The sequence below is a fragment of the Pseudomonas sp. FW300-N2A2 genome, from assembly GCF_017351735.1.
GTDB lineage: Bacteria > Pseudomonadota > Gammaproteobacteria > Pseudomonadales > Pseudomonadaceae > Aquipseudomonas > Aquipseudomonas migulae.
Map to the genome: position 1 here is coordinate 38,607 of NZ_JACNDU010000015.1, position 18,879 is coordinate 57,485.

Annotated in this window: 17 protein-coding genes; 7 read left to right on the forward strand and 10 right to left on the reverse strand. The window is 61.2% G+C overall.

Annotation, left to right across the window (positions count from 1 at the left end; genetic code table 11):
• The first annotated feature begins 62 nt into the window (after positions 1-62).
• From J4E42_RS18600 to J4E42_RS18615, 4 genes are all read left to right on the forward strand, one after another.
• Positions 63-1,829, forward strand: a complete 1,767-nt coding sequence (locus J4E42_RS18600; RefSeq protein WP_207285839.1) for an ATP-binding protein — start codon at positions 63-65, stop codon at positions 1,827-1,829.
• Positions 1,823-3,148, forward strand: a complete 1,326-nt coding sequence (locus tag J4E42_RS18605) for a sigma-54 dependent transcriptional regulator (RefSeq protein WP_207285840.1) — start codon at positions 1,823-1,825, stop codon at positions 3,146-3,148. The genes J4E42_RS18600 and J4E42_RS18605 overlap by 7 nt, the downstream gene beginning before the upstream one ends.
• A gap of 309 nt (positions 3,149-3,457) precedes the next feature.
• A complete protein-coding gene (locus tag J4E42_RS18610) occupies positions 3,458-4,780 on the forward strand; it encodes an MFS transporter (protein WP_008034303.1) in 1,323 nt (440 codons plus the stop codon).
• A gap of 226 nt (positions 4,781-5,006) precedes the next feature.
• Positions 5,007-5,636, forward strand: a complete 630-nt coding sequence (locus J4E42_RS18615; protein ID WP_008041982.1) for a flavin reductase family protein — start codon at positions 5,007-5,009, stop codon at positions 5,634-5,636.
• On the opposite strand, the gene J4E42_RS18620 is transcribed toward J4E42_RS18615, so the two are convergent.
• Together J4E42_RS18620 and J4E42_RS18625 are read right to left on the reverse strand one after the other, a co-directional pair.
• Positions 5,637-5,867 carry a hypothetical protein gene (locus J4E42_RS18620; protein ID WP_008034307.1) on the reverse strand — a complete coding sequence of 77 codons (231 nt, stop codon included), beginning with the start codon at positions 5,865-5,867 and terminating at the stop codon, positions 5,637-5,639.
• A gap of 41 nt (positions 5,868-5,908) precedes the next feature.
• Positions 5,909-6,262: a putative quinol monooxygenase gene (locus J4E42_RS18625; RefSeq protein WP_008034309.1), complete on the reverse strand. Its 354-nt coding sequence runs from the start codon at positions 6,260-6,262 to the stop codon at positions 5,909-5,911.
• Positions 6,263-6,596: 334 nt separating this feature from the next.
• Between J4E42_RS18625 and J4E42_RS18630 the strand changes: the two genes are divergently transcribed.
• Complete coding sequence (locus J4E42_RS18630) at positions 6,597-7,526, forward strand: AraC family transcriptional regulator (protein WP_192228607.1); 930 nt, start codon at positions 6,597-6,599, stop codon at positions 7,524-7,526.
• A 135-nt stretch (positions 7,527-7,661) separates the two neighbouring features.
• On the opposite strand, the gene J4E42_RS18635 is transcribed toward J4E42_RS18630, so the two are convergent.
• The 6 genes from J4E42_RS18635 to J4E42_RS18660 all read right to left on the reverse strand — a co-directional run bounded on the left by J4E42_RS18635 (position 7,662) and on the right by J4E42_RS18660 (position 15,085).
• Positions 7,662-8,717 carry an ABC transporter ATP-binding protein gene (locus J4E42_RS18635; protein ID WP_192228606.1) on the reverse strand — a complete coding sequence of 352 codons (1,056 nt, stop codon included), beginning with the start codon at positions 8,715-8,717 and terminating at the stop codon, positions 7,662-7,664.
• A gap of 17 nt (positions 8,718-8,734) precedes the next feature.
• The gene (locus J4E42_RS18640; protein WP_008034315.1) at positions 8,735-9,583 is read right to left on the reverse strand and encodes an ABC transporter permease; all 849 of its coding nucleotides are present in this window, start codon (positions 9,581-9,583) and stop codon (positions 8,735-8,737) included.
• Positions 9,580-10,488 carry an ABC transporter permease gene (locus tag J4E42_RS18645; RefSeq protein ID WP_008034316.1) on the reverse strand — a complete coding sequence of 303 codons (909 nt, stop codon included), beginning with the start codon at positions 10,486-10,488 and terminating at the stop codon, positions 9,580-9,582. Before J4E42_RS18645 ends, J4E42_RS18640 begins: the two co-directional genes overlap by 4 nt.
• 193 nt (positions 10,489-10,681) lie before the next feature.
• Positions 10,682-11,785 (reverse strand): extracellular solute-binding protein, encoded by a 1,104-nt coding sequence (locus J4E42_RS18650; RefSeq protein WP_008034320.1) that lies wholly within the window; start codon positions 11,783-11,785, stop codon positions 10,682-10,684.
• Between the two features lie 217 nt (positions 11,786-12,002).
• The gene (locus J4E42_RS18655; RefSeq protein ID WP_207285841.1) at positions 12,003-13,451 is read right to left on the reverse strand and encodes an aldehyde dehydrogenase family protein; all 1,449 of its coding nucleotides are present in this window, start codon (positions 13,449-13,451) and stop codon (positions 12,003-12,005) included.
• Complete coding sequence (locus tag J4E42_RS18660; protein ID WP_207285842.1) at positions 13,448-15,085, reverse strand: 5-guanidino-2-oxopentanoate decarboxylase; 1,638 nt, start codon at positions 15,083-15,085, stop codon at positions 13,448-13,450. The genes J4E42_RS18655 and J4E42_RS18660 overlap by 4 nt, the downstream gene beginning before the upstream one ends.
• Before the next feature lie 160 nt (positions 15,086-15,245).
• Between J4E42_RS18660 and J4E42_RS18665 the strand changes: the two genes are divergently transcribed.
• Positions 15,246-16,127, forward strand: a complete 882-nt coding sequence (locus J4E42_RS18665; protein WP_008034326.1) for a LysR substrate-binding domain-containing protein — start codon at positions 15,246-15,248, stop codon at positions 16,125-16,127.
• 93 nt (positions 16,128-16,220) lie between these two features.
• Here J4E42_RS18665 and J4E42_RS18670 read toward each other — a convergent pair whose 3' ends face one another.
• Together J4E42_RS18670 and J4E42_RS18675 are read right to left on the reverse strand one after the other, a co-directional pair.
• A complete protein-coding gene (locus tag J4E42_RS18670) occupies positions 16,221-16,835 on the reverse strand; it encodes an NAD(P)-dependent oxidoreductase (protein ID WP_207285843.1) in 615 nt (204 codons plus the stop codon).
• 41 nt (positions 16,836-16,876) lie between these two features.
• Positions 16,877-17,752, reverse strand: coding sequence for an MBL fold metallo-hydrolase (locus tag J4E42_RS18675; RefSeq protein ID WP_008034330.1), 876 nt, complete (start codon positions 17,750-17,752; stop codon positions 16,877-16,879).
• 211 nt (positions 17,753-17,963) lie between these two features.
• Between J4E42_RS18675 and J4E42_RS18680 the strand changes: the two genes are divergently transcribed.
• Positions 17,964-18,869 (forward strand): LysR family transcriptional regulator, encoded by a 906-nt coding sequence (locus J4E42_RS18680; RefSeq protein WP_202949197.1) that lies wholly within the window; start codon positions 17,964-17,966, stop codon positions 18,867-18,869.
• Positions 18,870-18,879 lie beyond the last annotated feature (10 nt).

The window sequence follows — 18,879 nt, forward strand, 5'->3', positions numbered from 1 at the left end:
GCTGGCGCGAGATAACCTACATGCTATCTTGCGCCTCCTATCGCCAGTCCGACTCGCGTTCCATGATTTCGATTTCCCGTACCCTGCGCCTGACGCTGTACACCTTCATCATCCTCGCAGGCGCAGCCCTTGCAGCCACGCTAGCCATGCGCCACGCCGAGCGTCAGGCCCTAGTGGAAGATGCCGCCCGCGCCAATCTGCAACTGGGCTTGTACGCCACGTCCCTGCACACCCTGATCGAACGCTACCGCGCCCTGCCCGCCGTGCTGGCGCTGGACCCGGAGCTGCGTTCGGCGCTCAACGGGCCGGTGACAACGGAACAGCAGGACGTGCTGAACCGCAAACTGGAAAAGATCAACGGCGCCGCCGAGTCTTCGACCCTGGAACTGCTCGATCACACCGGCCTCGCCGTGGCGGCGAGCAACTGGCGTTTGCCCAGCAGTTACGTCGGTCACAACTACGGTTTTCGCCCCTACTTCAGCCAGACCCGCACCCAAGGCACCGGGCGATTTTATGCGGTGGGCGTGACCAGCGGGATTCCCGGTTACTTCCTGTCCAGCGCCGTCACCGATGACGGCGGGAAGTTTCTCGGCGCCATGGTGGTGAAGCTCGAATTTCCCGAACTGGAGCGCGAATGGCGTCAGGGCAGCGACACGCTGCTGGTCAGCGATGCACGCGGGATCATCTTCATCGCCAATCAGCCGGGCTGGCGCTATCGCCAGTTGAAACCGCTGAGTGAAAGCGACCACGCCGAACTCAAGGCCACCCGCCAATACGACAAGCAGCCACTGACGCTGCTCGGCTATCAATCGCTGCGGCGCTTTGACGACAACAGCGAACTGGCCCGGGTCGATGGCCCGGACGGCAAAGCGGATTACCTGTGGGAATCCCTGCCGCTGACCGCCGAGGGCTGGACGCTGCACTTGCTGCGTCGTCCGCAAGTGGCGTTCGAAGACAGTCGCAACGCCGCCCTCGCCGCTGCCGGGTTGTGGCTGACGCTGGTGTTTCTGCTGCTGTTCCTCAACCAGCGCTGGCGCCTGGCCAAGATGCGTCAGCGCAGTCGCGAAGAGCTCGAACAGTTAGTGGAAGAACGCACCCGCGACCTGCGCACGGCGCAGGACGGTCTGGTGCAATCGGCCAAACTTGCCGCCCTCGGCCAGATGTCGGCAGCGCTGGCCCATGAAATCAATCAGCCGCTGACTGCCCAGCGCATGCAGTTGGCGACGCTGCGGTTGCTGCTCGATCACGGCCGGGTCGACGACGCCTACAAGGCACTGAAACCGGTGGATGAGATGCTGACGCGCATGGCCGCCCTCACCGGCCACCTGAAAACCTTCGCCCGCAAAAGCCCCAGCGGCTTGCGCGAACGCCTGGACCTGGCTTCAGTGGTGGACCAATCGCTGCAACTGCTCGACACGCGTCTGCGCGATGAGCAAGTCAGCACCGTGCTGCACCTGACACGCCCGGCGTGGGTGCGCGGCGATGCGATTCGCCTGGAGCAGGTGCTGATCAATCTGCTGCGCAACGCCCTGGATGCGATGCAGGATAAACCCTGCAAACGCCTGGAAATCCGCCTCGAAGCCGACGAACAACTGTGGCGTCTGAGCGTCATCGACAACGGTGGCGGCATCGCCGAAGAAAATCTGTCGAAGGTCTTCGATCCGTTTTTCACCACCAAACCGGTGGGCGATGGCCTGGGCATCGGTCTGGCCGTATCCTTTGCCATCGTTCACGAATCGGGCGGACGCCTGAGCGCCGCTAATCACGACAACGGCGCGGTGTTCGCCCTCACCCTGCCCATCGATCCGGAGGCGCCTGGCGCATGCTGAATTCTGTGATGGTGGTCGACGACGAAAGCAGCATCCGCAGCGCCGTCGAACAATGGCTGAGCCTGTCGGGTTTCGAGGTGCAGTTGTTCAGCCGCGCCGATGAATGCCTGGCGCAGTTGCCGAAGCACTTCCCCGGGGTGATCCTCAGCGACGTGCGCATGCCCGGCATGACCGGGCTGGAACTGCTCGCCGAAGTGCAGCGCCGCGATGCCGATTTGCCGGTGATTCTGCTGACCGGCCACGGCGATGTGCCAATGGCGGTCGATGCGATGCGCGATGGCGCCTACGATTTTCTCGAAAAACCCTTCAGCCCGGAAACCCTGCTCGGCAGCCTGCGCCGTGCACTGGACAAGCGCCGACTGGTGCTGGAAAACCGCGCGTTGCACGAACAGGCCGATAACCGCGCCAAACTCGACGCGACCTTGCTCGGCGTGTCCCGTGGCTTGCAGACATTGCGTCGGCAAGTGCTGGATCTGGCGGCGTTGCCGGTCAACGTGTTGATTCGCGGTGAAACCGGCAGCGGCAAGGAGCTGGTCGCCCGTTGCCTGCACGACTTCGGTCCGCGTGCCGACAAGCCGTTTGTCGCGCTGAACTGTGCGGCGATTCCCGAGCAATTGTTCGAGGCCGAGCTGTTCGGACACGAGAGCGGCGCGTTCACCGGCGCTCAGGGCAAGCGCATCGGCAAGCTTGAATACGCCGATGGCGGCACGCTGTTTCTCGATGAAATCGAAAGCATGCCGCTGGCCCAACAGGTGAAATTGCTGCGGGTGTTGCAGGAGCAGAAGCTGGAGCGCTTGGGTTCCAATCAGAGCATTCGCGTGGATTTACGGATCATTGCTGCGACCAAACCGGATTTGCTGGACGAGGCGCGGGCCGGGCGTTTTCGCGAGGATCTGGCCTATCGGCTGAACGTCGCCGAGTTGCGCTTGCCGCCGTTGCGTGATCGACGCGAAGACATTCCATTGTTGTTCGAGTCGTTTGCGCACAGGGCTGCCGAGCGGTTGGGTCGCACGTTTGCGCCGCTGAGCGGCCCGCAGTTGAGCCATCTTTTGAGCCACGACTGGCCGGGCAATGTGCGTGAACTGGCGAACGTGGCCGAACGGCAAGTGCTGGGGCTGGAAGAGCCCACGCCTGTGGGCATCGATCCGGGGCAGTCGCTGGCAGCGCAGCAGGAAGCGTTCGAAGCGCATTGCCTGCGCGCGGCGTTGACGCGGCACAAGGGCGACGTGAAAGCGGTGCTTGAAGAGCTGCAACTGCCGCGCCGCACGTTCAATGAAAAGATGCAGCGGCATGGCCTGACCCGCGAGATGTTTTTGTAGGAGACCTGAAGTATCCATTGCCTGAACTGGCCTCATCGCGAGCAGGCTCGCTCCCACATTGGTCCAGTGTTCACAATTCAAATGTGGGAGCGAGCCCGCTCGCGATGAGGCCGGCACAGACAACACAAAACCAAGAGCCGGTAAGCAATTATCCGCTCACACCCAATTTCCAATAAGCGGATTTCCGCTCACTCAAACCTCAACCCCCCTCTAAACCGCCCCTCCCCCCGTTGGCACACCTCCTGCTATAGCCCCTGCAGGCTGCGTTTAAACGCGCTCCACAAAAACAATTAAACGAAGGATCCTTCAATGGATAACTCCAACGCCCTGCCCCTTGGGTCGGCTGCCGTGCCGGTCAAAGAAAGAACCACCGCCAGTCGTATCAAATCGATCTTCAGCGGTTCGGTCGGCAACATGGTCGAGTGGTACGACTGGTACGTCTATGCCGCCTTCTCCCTGTACTTCGCCAAAGCGTTTTTCCCCAAAGGCGACACCACCGCCCAACTGCTGAATACCGCCGCGATCTTCGCCGTGGGCTTCCTGATGCGCCCGATCGGTGGCTGGCTGATGGGCCTCTACGCCGACAAGGCCGGGCGTAAACGCGCATTGATGGCCTCGGTGTACCTGATGTGCTTCGGCTCGCTGCTGATTGCCCTGAGCCCCGGTTATGAAACCATCGGCATCGGCGCGCCGATCCTGCTGGTGTTCGCCCGTCTGCTGCAAGGCCTGTCGGTCGGTGGCGAATACGGCACCTCGGCCACCTACCTCAGCGAAATGGCGACCAAGGAGCGTCGCGGTTTCTACTCCAGCTTCCAGTACGTGACCCTGATCTCTGGCCAGCTCATCGCGCTGGCGGTGCTGATCGTGTTGCAACAAGTGCTGACCACCGAAGAGCTGTACGCGTGGGGCTGGCGTATTCCGTTCGCCATCGGCGCGCTGTGCGCCGTGGTCGCGCTTTACCTGCGTCGTGGCATGGAAGAGACCGAGTCGTTCACCAAGGTCGAGAAAGAGAAAAAAGAAAGCGCCATGCGCACGCTGATGCGCCATCCCAAGGAACTGATGACCGTGGTCGGCCTGACCATGGGCGGCACCCTGGCGTTCTACACCTACACCACGTACATGCAGAAATACCTGGTGAACACCGTCGGCATGAGCATCTCCGACTCCACCACCATTTCCGCTGCCACGCTGTTCCTGTTCATGTGCCTGCAACCGATCATCGGCGGGCTGTCGGACAAGGTTGGTCGTCGGCCGATCCTGATCGCCTTCGGTATCCTCGGCACGCTGTTCACCGTACCGATCCTCACCACCCTGCACACCATCCAGTCGTGGTGGGGCGCGTTCTTCCTGATCATGGCGGCGCTGATCATCGTCAGCGGCTACACCTCGATCAACGCAGTGGTGAAAGCCGAATTGTTCCCGACCGAGATCCGCGCACTGGGCGTTGGCTTGCCGTATGCCCTGACCGTATCGATCTTCGGTGGCACCGCTGAATACATCGCGCTGTGGTTCAAGAGCATCGGCATGGAAACCGGTTACTACTGGTATGTCACCGCGTGTATTGCCGTGTCGTTGTTGGTGTACATCACCATGAAAGACACCCGCAAACATTCGCGGATCGAGACGGACTAAGCTCGTCAGCGCAACAAAAAAATGGGGCAGACCTTAGCGGGTCTGCCCCTTTTCTTTGCCCGACACATTCCCTTGTAGGAGCCGGCTTGCCGGCGATGGTGTGTCAGCGACAAAAGTGTTGGCTGACACTCCATCGCCAGCAAGCTGGCTCCTACAGAGATAGAGTCGACTGGAAATAAGGTGGTCGTCCTTGCACTATGAACGCCACACCAACAGGAATCCCTTCATGCCCGACGACATCCACTACTACGAACCCGCCAACGGCCACGGTCTGCCGCATGACCCGTTCAATGCCATCGTCGGCCCGCGTCCCATCGGCTGGATTTCTTCGCAGGATGCCGACGGCCGCCTGAACCTGGCGCCCTACAGTTTCTTCAACGCGTTCAACTACATTCCACCGATCATTGGATTTTCCAGCGTCGGACGCAAAGACAGCCTGAACAACATCGAGCAGACCGGCGAGTTCGCCTGGAACCTGGCAACCCGGCCGCTGGCCGAGCAGATGAACCAGAGCTGCGCGATGGTCGGGCCAGAGGTCAACGAGTTCGAGTTGTCCGGGCTGACGCCCGTCGCGTCGAAAATCATTCAGGTGCCACGGGTCGCCGAAAGCCCGGTGTCCTTCGAGTGCAAGGTCACGCAGATCATCCAGTTGCAGCGCGCCGACGGCAACGTGGTGCCGAGCTGGCTGATTCTCGGCGAAGTGGTCGCCGTGCACATCGCCAAATGGCTGTTGAAGGACGGGGTGTACGACACCGCCGCGGCAGAACCGATTCTGCGCGGTGGCGGACCAGCGGATTACTTTCAACTGGGCCCGGAGGCCTTGTTCAAGATGTTCCGCCCGGGAGCGGTCAGGTAATTACCAGATCAGCTCGCCGTCTTCGCCGACGCCCTTGAGGTGCGTCAGTTGCAGGGCGGCAGCTTCGTCCGCTTCTTTGGCGGTCTTGAACGTCTGGTCTTCCAGCAATTTGTTGAAGCGCGGTGCGCCCGAACCACCGATGGCTTTGGTGGCAATCGCCGCATAGTAACCGCCCTCGCGGGGCACTACGGCGGATACGGCTTCGAAGGTTTCAAAGGCTTTGCGTGCCATGTCGCGGATCCTGGCTGATTGAGAATGGCGTCATTAAACCCTCAACCCGCCAGTTTGTGTACCCGCGACCGGGACTGCCACTGCGCCTGGGCCGCCGACACGTCCTTGAAGGTATGGAAATCCAGGCTGTTGACCACCAGCTCTTGCACCAGCTCAGCAAAAATATCCATGGCCGGCGTGCTGAAATAGGCCGTCATGGCTTGCTGATGGGTCCAGAAACCGGACACCAGCCACAATTCCGGATCGCACTGCGAATGCTGCAGGGAAAAACTCAGGCAGCCAGGCGCGGTGCGCGACGGCTCGATCAAGGCGCTGAGGCGCGCACCGAGTTCCGCCGAACACCCGGCGCGGGCCCGGACGAAGGCCATATGACTGACGGGGATCTGCTTAGACATGTTCAACCCTCCCAGGTACTCGAGTGGCAGCCGTGGGACGGGCTGCGACAGGATCCAAGATTAAGCCCCTGCACGCCGCCCCGTTAGTCGATTCCTGCCGGCTTGTTGCACAATCCTGCGAGGCTGCATTCGGTACCTGTAACAATGTGTGAATAGTGTCACAGGCCTGAAACACGAGGTTCGAGCAAGTTTTCTCTGCCATAGACTGCCTTGGCAGCACACCTCTTCAACCCCGTGCAGAATCAGGCAAGCTTTTCGCAGGATGTGTCTACCGCTGTGCCTTGCACAAATTTAAGCTCAGCTCATTCCCATTGCTTCGCCGAGGATGCCCTGCATGTCGTCGCTCGATCACTTTCAAGCCCCGCTGGACGCCGACATGGAGAAACAGCGCGCGGAACTGGCCGCTATCATCCGTCGCAACACGATGGAGGATGGCACTTATGCCACTGCCGTCGCCTCGCTGTTCATGGGCAAACACAGCCAGTCCCATGAATTCGCCCCGGTGCTGGCGCAACCGGCGTTGTGCATCATGGCGCAGGGGCGCAAAGAGGTCAGACTGGCCGACGAATACTTCAATTACGACCCGCTGAATTACCTGGTGGTATCGGTCTCCATGCCCCTGAGCGGGCGGATAGTGAACGTCACCTCTGAAGAACCGATTCTCTCGGTGCGGCTGGACATTGATCCGGCGGAAATCACCGCACTGATAGCCGACGCCGGCCCTTTGGGCGTGCCGACCCGCCCCACCGGTCGCGGTTTGTATGTCGAACGGATCGACACCGCGATGCTCGACGCGGTGTTGCGCCTGGCGCGATTGCTGGACACGCCGAAAGACATCGCCATGCTCGCACCGTTGATTCGCCGGGAGATTCTCTATCGGTTGCTGCGCAGTCAGCAGGGCCATCGCTTATATGAGATCGCGATTGCCAACAGCCAGAGCCACCGCATCAGCCAGGCGATCAAATGGCTCAACGGCAATTATGAGCAACCGCTGCGCATTGATGATCTGGCCAAGGAAGTGAATCTGAGCGTGTCGACCTTGCATCACCGGTTCAAGGCGATGACGGCGATGAGTCCGTTGCAGTATCAGAAGCAACTGCGCTTGCAGGAAGCGCGGCGGTTGATGCTGGCCGAAGGGCTGGAAGCGTCGGCGGCGGGGTATCGCGTCGGGTATGAAAGCCCGTCGCAGTTCAGCCGTGAGTACAGCCGGTTGTTCGGGGCCCCGCCGCTGCGGGATCTGGCGCGGTTGCGGTTGACGGTTTGATCCGGATTTTGTGGTGTTGCAAATGAAGCCATCGCTGGCAAGCCAGCTCCTACAGGGGATCCGCGTTCACCGCAAAACCCTTGTAGGAGCTGGCTTGCCAGCGATGAGGCCAGTCAATCCAGCCAGGTTCTAATGTCAGGCGCCTAGTACTCGGCAAGCCTCGGCCGGCAACGTCACCGACACCGGGTTGCCAATGCTCAACCCGAACCCCTGGCACGGCGTGCTCAACGCGGTAAACGACACCCCGGAACACTCCACGGTCGTCTCGATCGTCGCGCCGATGTCTCGCACGAACGTCACGGTGCCCAACAAACGATTCCCCGCCGTCGCCTGCGGATGCGACAGTTGCAGGTCCTCAGGGCGGATCAGCATCTTGACCCTCTCTCCCGCCGCAATGCTCGTGCAGATCGGCACTTGCAGCGCATCGCCCCCCGGCAGGCTGACCTGGCCGTTACCCAGCGCGGTCGCCGGGAAGATGTTGCCCGAACCGATGAAGTCCGCGACAAACTCGTTGGCCGGATGACGATAGATCTCGATCGGCGTGCCGACCTGCTGCACGCGATGCTCACCCAGTACCACGACGATATCGGCCATGGTCATCGCCTCACGCTGGTCGTGGGTGACCATGATGGTGGTGATGTTCAGGCGTTGTTGCAGTTGACGGATTTCCACCTGCATCGACTCGCGCAGCTTGGCGTCCAGCGCCGACAGCGGTTCGTCCAGCAGGAGGATTTTCGGGTGGTTGGCAATCGCCCGGGCAATCGCCACACGCTGACGTTGACCGCCAGACAGTTTCGCCACCGGGCGATCAATCATTTCCTGCAACTGAATCAGTTCCAGCAATTCCACTACGCGCTTGTGCTGATCAGCCTTGCTGACCCCGCGCAATTTCAGCGGATAGGCGATGTTTTCCCCAACGGTCATGTGCGGAAACAGCGCCAACGATTGAAACACCATGCCGAAATTACGCAGATGCGCCGGGGTTTGGCCGATGTCTTCACCGTCCAGGCGAATCTCGCCGCCGGTCAGGGTTTCGAGGCCGGCGATCATCCGCAGCAAGGTGGTTTTACCGCAGCCCGAAGGGCCGAGGAAACACACCAGTTTGCCTTCCGGCAAATGCAGGTTCACATCCTTTACCGCGCAGGCCGAGCCATAATGTTTCTCGACGTTTTCCAGAATCAGACCAGACATATGAATCACCTCAAGAATCAGAACGAAACGCCACCTTCACCGACCAGCTTCTCCAACGCCCAGATCAGGACGAAGTCGATCAGCACGATCAGCACGGCAAACGAAAATACGGTAGGGTCGAGCGACGACACGGTGCGGCTGTACATCCAGATCGGCACGGTCATCACGTCGATGGTGTAAAGGAAATAGGTCACGGTGAATTCGTTGAACGAGACGATGAACGCCAGCAGCATCCCCGCCAGAATCCCCGACTTCATCAGCGGCACCACCACATCGATGATCGCCCGCGTTGGCGAAGCACCGAGCATTTGTGCGGCCTCTTCAACTTCGCTGCCGATGGAGAGCATTGCCGCCGTGCAGTTTTTCACCACGAACGGCAGCGCCAGGATCACGTGAGCGATCACCAGCCGCGAGGTGGTCATCTGGAACGGCAGGCTGTCGAACACCAACAACAATGCCAGGCCCAATACCACCATCGGAAACACCAGCGGTAGCGACATCAGTTGCAGCGCCACCGCCTTGCCGCGGAACTCGCAACGGGTCAGCGCATAAGCCGCCGGCACCGCGATGATCGTGGCGAAGACCATGGTCAGGCACGACACCATCAGGCTGGTGGTCATGGCTTTGCCGAGGCTCAGCACATCACTCGCGTCCGGCGACACGAAGGTGTGCCAGGCGGCCTTGTACCATTGCAGGCTGTAGCTGCTCGGCGGGAAGTCGAGGTTCGACGCACCGCTGAACGACATGACGATCATGGTCAGGATCGGCAACACCGCCAGCAGCAAAATGAACCCCGAGAGGATGCCGGCAAACTTGCCGGTTTCGCCTGGCAGCAGCGAATAACGCTTCTTGATCACAGAGCTCATTGCGAAGCCTCCAGCATGCGCCGACGACGGCCAGTGATGTATTCGGACAAAGTCATGATCGCGAGCGTGGTGACAATCAGCACCACACCGGCGGCGGACGCGGCGGGCCAGTTCATCAGCGGGGCGATCTGGTCATGGACCATCACCGCCAGCATCGGCACGCGTCGGCCACCCAGCAACAACGGCACCACGAAGCTGCTGGCGTTGTAAGCGAAAACCAGTGTCGCGCCGGTGATGATCCCCGGAAAACTCATCGGCAGAACCACCTGGCGGAACACCTGAAAGCGACTGGCGCCCAGGGTGGCAGCGGCCTCTTCGTAAGTGCGGGCGACGCCGCGCATGGCGCTGGCGATCGGCAGCACGGCCAACGGGAACGCGGTTTGCACCAGGCCCATCAGTACGCCGTTCTGGTTGTACAGCAACATGATCGGGCGCTTGATCAGGCCCAGGCCCATCAGTGCCTGATTGAGCATGCCGCCCGGGCCGAGAATCACCAGCCAGCCGTAGCTTTGCAGCAGCAGGTTGACCAGCAATGGCAGCAGCACCGCAGCGAGGAAGATCCTGCGCACAAACGGCGACGTCAGGCGCGACATGGTGTAGGCCACCGGGATCGCCAGCACCACGGCGATCACTGCGCTGATCAGCGCCAGGCGCAAGGTCAGCAGCAAGGATTTGAGGTAATACGGTTCCAGCAATTGGGCGTAGCTGGCCAGGCTGAACCCGGTCCATTCCGCGCCTTTGGTGCCGACGCTCATGCGCAGCACCAGCAGGCTGGCGGCAATCAGCACGCCGAGAAACAGCATCGACGGCGTCAGAAAAAACCAGGCGCGGGTCGTCGGCGAAACACCCCGATTAGCGCGCACAGGAGCTGCATCGACCGGATGAGTCAGAGGTTGGTGTTCCATAGCAAGGGTCTCGTCAATGGAAAGCAGCTGGCAAACACAAGACCTCAGGCCACCTCGGCCCCTTGTAGGAGTGAGCCTGCTCGCGATAGCGGTGTATCAGTCGACATTAATGGTGAATGTCAGTCAGCTATCGCGAGCAGGCTCGCTCCCACAGGGGATCTTCAGTGATGAAGACCCTATGTTCGCCACTCGATCAGGAAGAAAAGATTTCCGTGTAGCGACGAATCCATTGGTCATGCACGGAGGCCAGGAAGGCGTTGTCGTGCATGATCGCCTTCTCGGCAATCTGCTCAGGCGTGAGGATGTACGGGCTCTTGCGCGCTTCGGCGGAGATGATCGCCTTGGCGTTGACCGGGCCGTTGTAAATGTCCTCAGCCATCTTGCCCTGCACCAGCGGGTCCAGAGAGTGGTTGATGAACGCGTAGGTCAGGTCGGTATCGCCCGGACGGTTTTTCGGCATCACCGACAGCATCAGGTCGGTGTAGAAACCTTCTTTCATGCCGAACGTGGCGCCCAGGCCGTAGGCCGGATCGCGGATCTGTTTCGGGAAGAAGGCCGGTGCGTACAGGCCACCCATGTCCAGGGAACCGGTGCGGAACAGCTCGGCGATCTGGTTCGGGTTTTCACCCAGGGTCACCACACGATCCTTCAGCTCGGCGAGTTTCTTGAAGCCGGGTTCGATGTTGTGTTCATCACCACCGGCCAGTTTGGCGGCGATGATGATCAGGTCCATCGCTTCGGTCCAGTTCGGCGGCGGCAGGAAGATGTTCGGCGACAGCTCCGCGTCCCACAGGGCGGCATAACTGTCCGGTGCTTCCTTGATGGTACGGGTGCTGTAGACCAGGCTGTTGCACCAGAGCAGGTAACCGATCCCGTGGCCATTGGCGCCGGTGCGGTATTTCTCCGGGACATCCACCAGGTTGGGAATACGGTTGAGGTCGGGTTTTTCCAGCAGGTTGGCGGCGGCCAGACCTTCGGCGCCAACGCCAGCCAGGGTGATGATGTCGTATTGCGGACGATCACCGCCGGCCTTGAGTTTGGCGACCATTTCCGAAGTACTGCCGGTGCGGTCAGCGATGACCTTGCAGCCGTACTTGTCTTCGAACGTTGCGGCGATGTTGCGCAGTGCGGCCAGGCCTGTGTCATCGGACCAGGTCAGCAGGCGCAGGGTCTTGCCCTGGAAGCGCGTGTCGCTGGCATTGGCCTTGACGAAGGGCAAGCTCATGGCTGCCGCGGCAACCGAGGCCACGCCTACGGTTTTGATGAATTGACGTCTGTTCAGATCATGCTCGCCCATTACGGACTCCCTTTGTTTTTGTAGGTATAAGGCAGGTCGAAACTGTTGCATCCGCGCGGCCGGATCAGTGTTATCCCCCGTATTTTCGGGGGCTTGGCTGAACCAGTGAGTTCATCCTGAGGTCGTGTAAAACACCTGACTATCGATAAAAATTCATTGAAGCCATGACGCCAGCGCATGCCTCCTTTGAAGGCATGCGCTCACCTTTTTCGTGCCGTCAGACGGCGCGAATCACGTGTTTGATTTCCTGGAAAGCCTGCAAGCCCCACGGCCCCAATTCGCGGCCGATGCTGCTCTGCTTGTAGCCGCCCCAGGCGGTCTGCGGGAAGATCACTTGCGGCGCGTTGATCCACACAAGCCCCGCCTGCAAAGCGTTGGCAACCCGATCCGCCGCCTCGGTATCGCGCGTTACCACGCTGGCCACCAGGCCGAACTGGCTGTCGTTGGCCAGGGCAATCGCCTCGGCTTCGGTGGCGAAACTGCGCACGCAGATCACCGGGCCGAAAATCTCTTCACACCACAGCGCACTGTCGAGGGGCACTTCGGTGAAAATCGTCGGCTGCAAAAAATAGCCGCGCGGCAGGTCTGCGGGGCGATTGCCGCCGCAGATCAGCTTGGCGCCAGCACTCAAACCGCGATCGATGTGGCCGAGTACGCGTTGGTATTGCGCCTGATTGACCAGTGCGCCCATTTCCACGTTCGGGTCGAACGGGTCGGCCACGCGGATGGCTTCAGTACGCGCCTTCAGGCGCAGGAGGAATTCGTCGGCCAGTTCATCGGCGACCAGCACGCGGCTGGTGGCGGAACACATCTGCCCGGCGTTGAAGAAACCACCGCCACAGGCCACTTCCACGGCCAGCTCGATGTCGGCATCAGCCAGCACCAGCAGCGAGGATTTGCCGCCCAGTTCCAGGCTCACGCCCTTCACGGTTTCTGCCGCGCGCTGCATCACCTGCACGCCGACCGCGTTGCTGCCGGTGAAGGAAATCTTGGCGATGCGCGGGTCCGCCGACATCGGCGCGCCGACCGCCAGACCGGTGCCGCAGACCACGTTGAACACGCCCTTCGGCAAACCGGCCTCGGCGATGATTGCCGCCAGTTCCAGCTCCGGCAGCGGCGTCACTTCCGAAGGTTTGAGCACCACGCAGCAACCGGCAGCCAGGGCCGGGGCGAGTTTCCAGGCGGTGGTGACCATCGGGAAATTCCACGGCACGATCAGGCCGACCACACCGCACGGCTCACGGCGCACACGGGCGCTGAAGTCGTCGGTGGGCAGCTCGACGTTGCTGTCCTGTTTGGCGTCGAGGCCTTCGGCCAGGCCTGCGTAGTACTCGAACGTAGCGATCACATCATCGACGTCGATGGCCGCTTCGAACAACGGTTTGCCGTTGTTGCTCGACTGCAAGTGCATCAACTTGTCGCGACCAGCCTGCACGCCCGCAGCGATTTTGCGCAGGATGGCACCGCGCTCGGCGCCGGTGGTTTGCGACCATGCCTTGAAGGCTTCGGTAGCTGCATTTGCGGCTTGATCGACGGCGTGTGCATCGCCGCCATTCACGGTGGTCAGCAACGCTTCGGTGGCCGGGTTGATCACGCGCAGGTGTTCGCTGCCTGCCGACCATTTACCGTCGATGAACAGACCATCAAGAGTGGTGGGGAAAGTCATTTCGACACCGCCTGCATCCACAGAGTCTGATCGATTTCAATCAGGGTCGGGCCTTGGCGATCGGTGGCTACACGCAAGGCGCTGCGCAGTTGCTCGACACCGTCGACCGCTTCGGCCGCACAACCCAATGCCTTGGCGACACCGATGAAGTCCGGGGTGTAGATGTCTACGCCGACCGGCTCGATGGCGCGGTTGACCATGTATTTCTTGATCTCTTCGTAGCCCTGGTTGTTCCACAGCAGGACGATCACCGGGGTACGCGCTTCAACGGCGCTGGCCAGTTCCGGCAGGGTGAATTGCAGGCCGCCGTCGCCGATCAGGCACACCACCGGAGGACGCGCGCCGTTTTCAACGCTACCGCCGAGCCAGGCGCCAATCGCTGCCGGCAAGGCATAACCGAGGGTGCCGTAGCCGGTGGACGAGTTGAACCAGCGGCGCGGACGCTCCGGGTTGAAGGTCAGGTTGCCGGTGTACACCGGTTGGGTCGAGTCACCGACGAACACCGCGTTCGGCAATTCGTGCAGGACGGTTTCGAGGAAACGGGTCTGGGCCAGAGTCGGCGCGTCCCAAGTGGCGGCGAGGTCTTCGCGCAGACGTGCGGCGCGGACCTGGCCCCAATCGTTGCGGCGCTCGGCCAGCGATTTGTGGGACAACGCGCTCAGCAAGGCTTGGGCAGCGTTGCGCGAATCGGCCACCAGTGCGATGTGCGGCGGGTAGTTGCGCACGGTCTGATCCGGGTCGATATCAACGCGCAGCAGCTTGCCGGGAATTTCGAAACCACCGGCGAAAGTGACGTCGTAGTCGGTCTCGGCCAGCTCGGTGCCGATGGCCAGAACCACATCGGCCTCGGCAACCAGGGCGCGAGTCGCGACCAGGCTCTGGGTCGAACCGATCAACAGCGGATGGCTGGATTCGAGCATGCCTTTGGCGTTGATGGTCAGCGCCACTGGCGCGTCCAACAATTCAGCCAGTTCAGTCAATTCCGCAGCGGCATCGATGGCACCGCCACCAGCGAGAATCAACGGACGCTTGGCGCCGGCGAGCAGTTCGGTCATGCGGCTGATCGCGCTTGGCGAAGCACCGGCGCGGTCGATATTGACCGGCAGGCTGCTGAGCAGGTCGTCGGCTTCTTCAACCAGAACGTCCAGTGGGATTTCGATGTGAACAGGACGCGGACGACCGGCCTGGAACAGCGCGAAAGCGCGGGCCAACACGCCCGGCAATTCGGACGCCGACATCAGGGTGTGGGAGAACGCCGCCACGCCGCCGACCAATGCGCTCTGGTTCGGCAGCTCGTGGAGCTTGCCGCGACCACCGCCCAACTGGCTGCGGGTCTGCACGCTGGAGATCACCAGCATCGGGATCGAATCGGCGTAGGCCTGGCCCATGGCAGTGGTGATGTTGGTCATGCCCGGGCCGGTGATGATGAAGCACACACCCGGTTTGCCGCTGGTGCGTGCATAACCGTCGGCCATGAAACCGGCGCCCTGTTCGTGACGCGGAGTGACGTGGTTGATGCTCGAACGGGCCAGCCCGCGATACAGCTCCACGGTGTGAACCCCAGGGATGCCGAACACCTGCTCAACCCCGTAATCTTCGAGTAACTTGACCAATACTTCGCCGCACGTCGCCATGTCTTTTGCCCTTTTTGTTCGTTTGAGACGCCGGGCCTGCGCAGTGTTTATGATGAGCGGGCAGGTCCAGGGATGGCCTCATTGGAACGGGCGACACGTAGCCGCAACAATGGATAAAAAGTCATACTAGCCATGTCCTCACGTCATACCTTGGATCCCAATGAAACGATTGCCTCCCCTGCCGGCGCTGCACACTTTTCTGATTACCGCGCAGTGCTGCAACTTCACCCGTGCCGCCGAACAGCTGTTCATCACCCAGGGCGCGGTGAGTCGACAGATCGCCGGGCTGGAAGAACATTTGGGTTATGAGCTGTTCATTCGCCAGGCCCGCGGCCTGGATTTGACGGCTGAAGGACGGGAGTGGCTGCCACGGGTGCAGCAGATTTTCGGCTTGATCGACGAGGCGGTGGAGCAGATCGGCGAGAAGCGCGAAACCCTGCAACTCAAGGCGCCGACCTGTGTGATGCGCTGGTTGTTGCCGCGCCTGTTGCAGTGGCAACGGGAGCGTCCGGATGTGCCGGTGGAGCTGACCACCACGGTCAAGCACGGCGTGGATTTTCATCGCGAGCAATTCGACGCGGCGGTTATGTATGGCGCGCCGCCGGACAACGCGCTGACGTCTTATCTGCTGTTCGACGAGCAACTGACGCCGGTGTGTTCGCGACCGATGCTGGAAGGGCCACAGGCCTTGCAGTCACCGGCGGATCTGCAACAGCACTTGCTGCTGCACCCGACGCGGGATGAGCGCGACTGGAATGCCTGGCTGAAAGCGGCGGATCTTCAACTGAGCAATGTCAGCAAGGGTCAGCATTTCGAAACCCTGGACCTGGCGATGTCGATGGCGTCTCAGGGGACAGGTGTGGCGATTGGCGATTGGTCGTTGATTGGCGATGACCTGAGTGCCGGGCGGCTGGTCATGCCGTTTGAATTGAAGGTGAAAACCGGGTTGGCGTATTACCTGGTATTCCCGGAGAAACCTGCACCTTCGCCGAAGTTGCGCGAATTGATGGGGTGGTTGGTGGAGCAGGCGCAGAGTCGGTGAAGGCCCAAAAGCATCGCCGGCAAGCCGGCTCCTACAGGGTTCAAATCCCCCCCTGTAGGAGCCGGCTTGCCGGCGAAGGTTTAAGCCGCGCCATCAATACCCGACAGTAAACCGCTGACGGGAGTGCTTCGGCGCTTCCACTTCATCCAACATCGCAATCGCATAATCAGCAAACGTAATCCAGCTGCGCCCCGCGCCGCTCACCAGCAAATCATCCTTGCCAACCCGGAACGTACCCGTACGCTCGCCTTCGACAAACTCCGCCGACGGCGACAGGAAGGTCCAGTCCAGTTCCTGTTCCTTGCGCAGGTTTTCGAGAAACAACGCACCGGCGCTGGCCTCTGCCTTGTATTCCGCCGGGAAACCTTCGCTGTCGATGACGCGGGTGCCGTCCGGCAGCAACAGCGAACCGGCACCGCCCACCACCAGCAGACGTTTCACCCCGGCCTTCTTCACCGGCGCCACAACGGCAGCGGAGGGAATCGTGGCGAAATGTGCCGCGCTGATAACCACATCATGCCCCGTCACAGCGGCTTGCAAGGCGTCGCCATCCAGCACGTCGACATTCTTGCTGACCACCCCGGCACGCTGGCCGATTTTCGACGTATCGCGCGCGATGGCCGTAACGCTATGACCACGACGCAGGGCTTCTTCCAACAGTTGGCTGCCGGCACGGCCGGTGGCACCGATGATTGCGATGTTGCTCATGACGTTCTCCAGTGTGGATCAGTGTGAGTGGGTGAATCGGGTTACCACTTCATCTCGCCCTTGGCGACTTTGGCGCTCAGCTCCAGCGAGCTTTCTTCGCCCAGTTTCGGGTAGCGTTTTTTCATCGCGGCGATCAGCGCGGCGGCGTCTTTGGCCTTGGCGGTTTCTTCGTCGAAGGCTTTGATGTAATCCGCGGTGAACTGCACGGCGGCCAGGGAGCGGGCACTTTTGCCGAGGTAGTGACCCGGCACGAGGGTGTGCGGTTTCAGGGTTTCGATGGAGTGCAGCGTAGCCAGCCAGTCAGCGTGGGACTGCGCGGTTTGGGTATCGGCCATCCATACGTGAATGTTTTCTGCGACGACCACGCCACCGACCACTGCCTTGATCGACGGGATCCACACAAAGGTACGATCCGGTTGTTTGCCCTCAAGACCCACCACCTGCAACTTCTGCCCTTCGAGCATCAGGCTGTCGCCCTTGAGTACGTCCGGCACGATGGTTTTGGCCGGCACGTCGGCACCCATTTTCGGCCCCCAGAACGCCAGTTTGCCGTCGACGGTTTGCTTGATGTGGTCCACGGTCGGTTGCGAGGCGAGCACCTTGGCGTTGGGGAACGCGGCGGTCAGGGTGTCGAGGCCGAAGTAGTAATCCGGGTCACCGTGGCTGATATAGATGGTGGTCAGTTGCTTGCCGCTGGCGCGGATTTTTTCCACCACTTGCTCGGCCTGGGATTTGCCGAATTGCGCGTCCACCAGAATCGCGTCTTTCTCGCCGCTGACCAGCACCGACGTCACCGGGAAGATCGCTTTCTCGCCGGGGTTGTAAACATCCAGCGTCAGCGTCGATGCCGCCGCGTGGGCCGCGAAACCGAGGGTGGCCGTGGCCAGCAAAATACGCTTGAGGTTGAAACCGATCATCTGTTGCTCCGTTGTTTGATAGACGCCCTTTGTGTAGGAGCCGGCTTGCTGGCGATGGATTTGAAGACGCCGCGTTTATCCAGGAACTACGCGTTATCAACACCGCCCGCAGCAAGCCGGCTCCTACAGAATATGGACAGAGCTTAGTTGCCTTATTCGTTACAAAAAATGCGATGCTTAGACATAGTTTGTTTCTGAAAGCGGGCAAATCATGGATCGTCTACAAGCAATGCGCGTATTCGTCACGGTGGTCGACCTCGGCAGCCAGTCGGCCGCCGCCGATCATCTGGACCTGTCGCGGCCGGTGGTTTCGCGGTATCTGGCGGAACTGGAAGACTGGGTCGGCGCGCGCCTGATGCATCGCACCACGCGTAAATTGAGCCTGACCGCCGCCGGCAGTGAAATCCTGCCGCGCTGTCGGCAGATGCTCGACCTGTCCACAGACATGCAGGCCGCCGTCAGCGAGCCGGACGATGCGCCGCGTGGCCTGCTGCGAATCAGCGTCAGCACCTCGTTCGGCCAGGCGCAATTGGCGGATGCGATGGCCGCCTACGTCAAACGTTACCCCGGCGTCAGCATCGACCTGCAGATGCTCGACCGCACGGTGAACCTGGTGGATGAGCGCATCGATCTGGCGATTCGCACCAGCAATGACCTGGACCCGAACCTCATTGCGCGACGGCTGACGGTCTGCCGCTCGGTGATCTGCGCCGCCCCCGCTTACCTGCAGGAGCACCCGACGCCAATGCGGGTGGAAGACCTGAGCCAGCACAACTGCCTGACCCACTCCTACTTCGGCAAAAGCCTGTGGCACTTCGAGCAGGACGGCGAACCGGTCTCGGTGCCGGTGCAGGGCAACATCAGCGCCAACGAAGCGAGCACCCTGCTGCGCGCAACAATCGCTGGCGCCGGGGTGGCGATGCTGCCGAGCTATCAGGCGGGTGTGCATATCCACAGCGGCGAACTGATCCGCCTGCTGCCCCAGGCCGAGCCGCGCCAGATGAACATCTACGCGGTGTATGCCTCACGCAAGCACATGCCGGCGGCATTGCGCAGCGTGCTGGATTTTCTGGTGCTGCGGTTTCCGGAAGAACCAGAGTGGGATGCAGGATTGTAGATACGCCCCC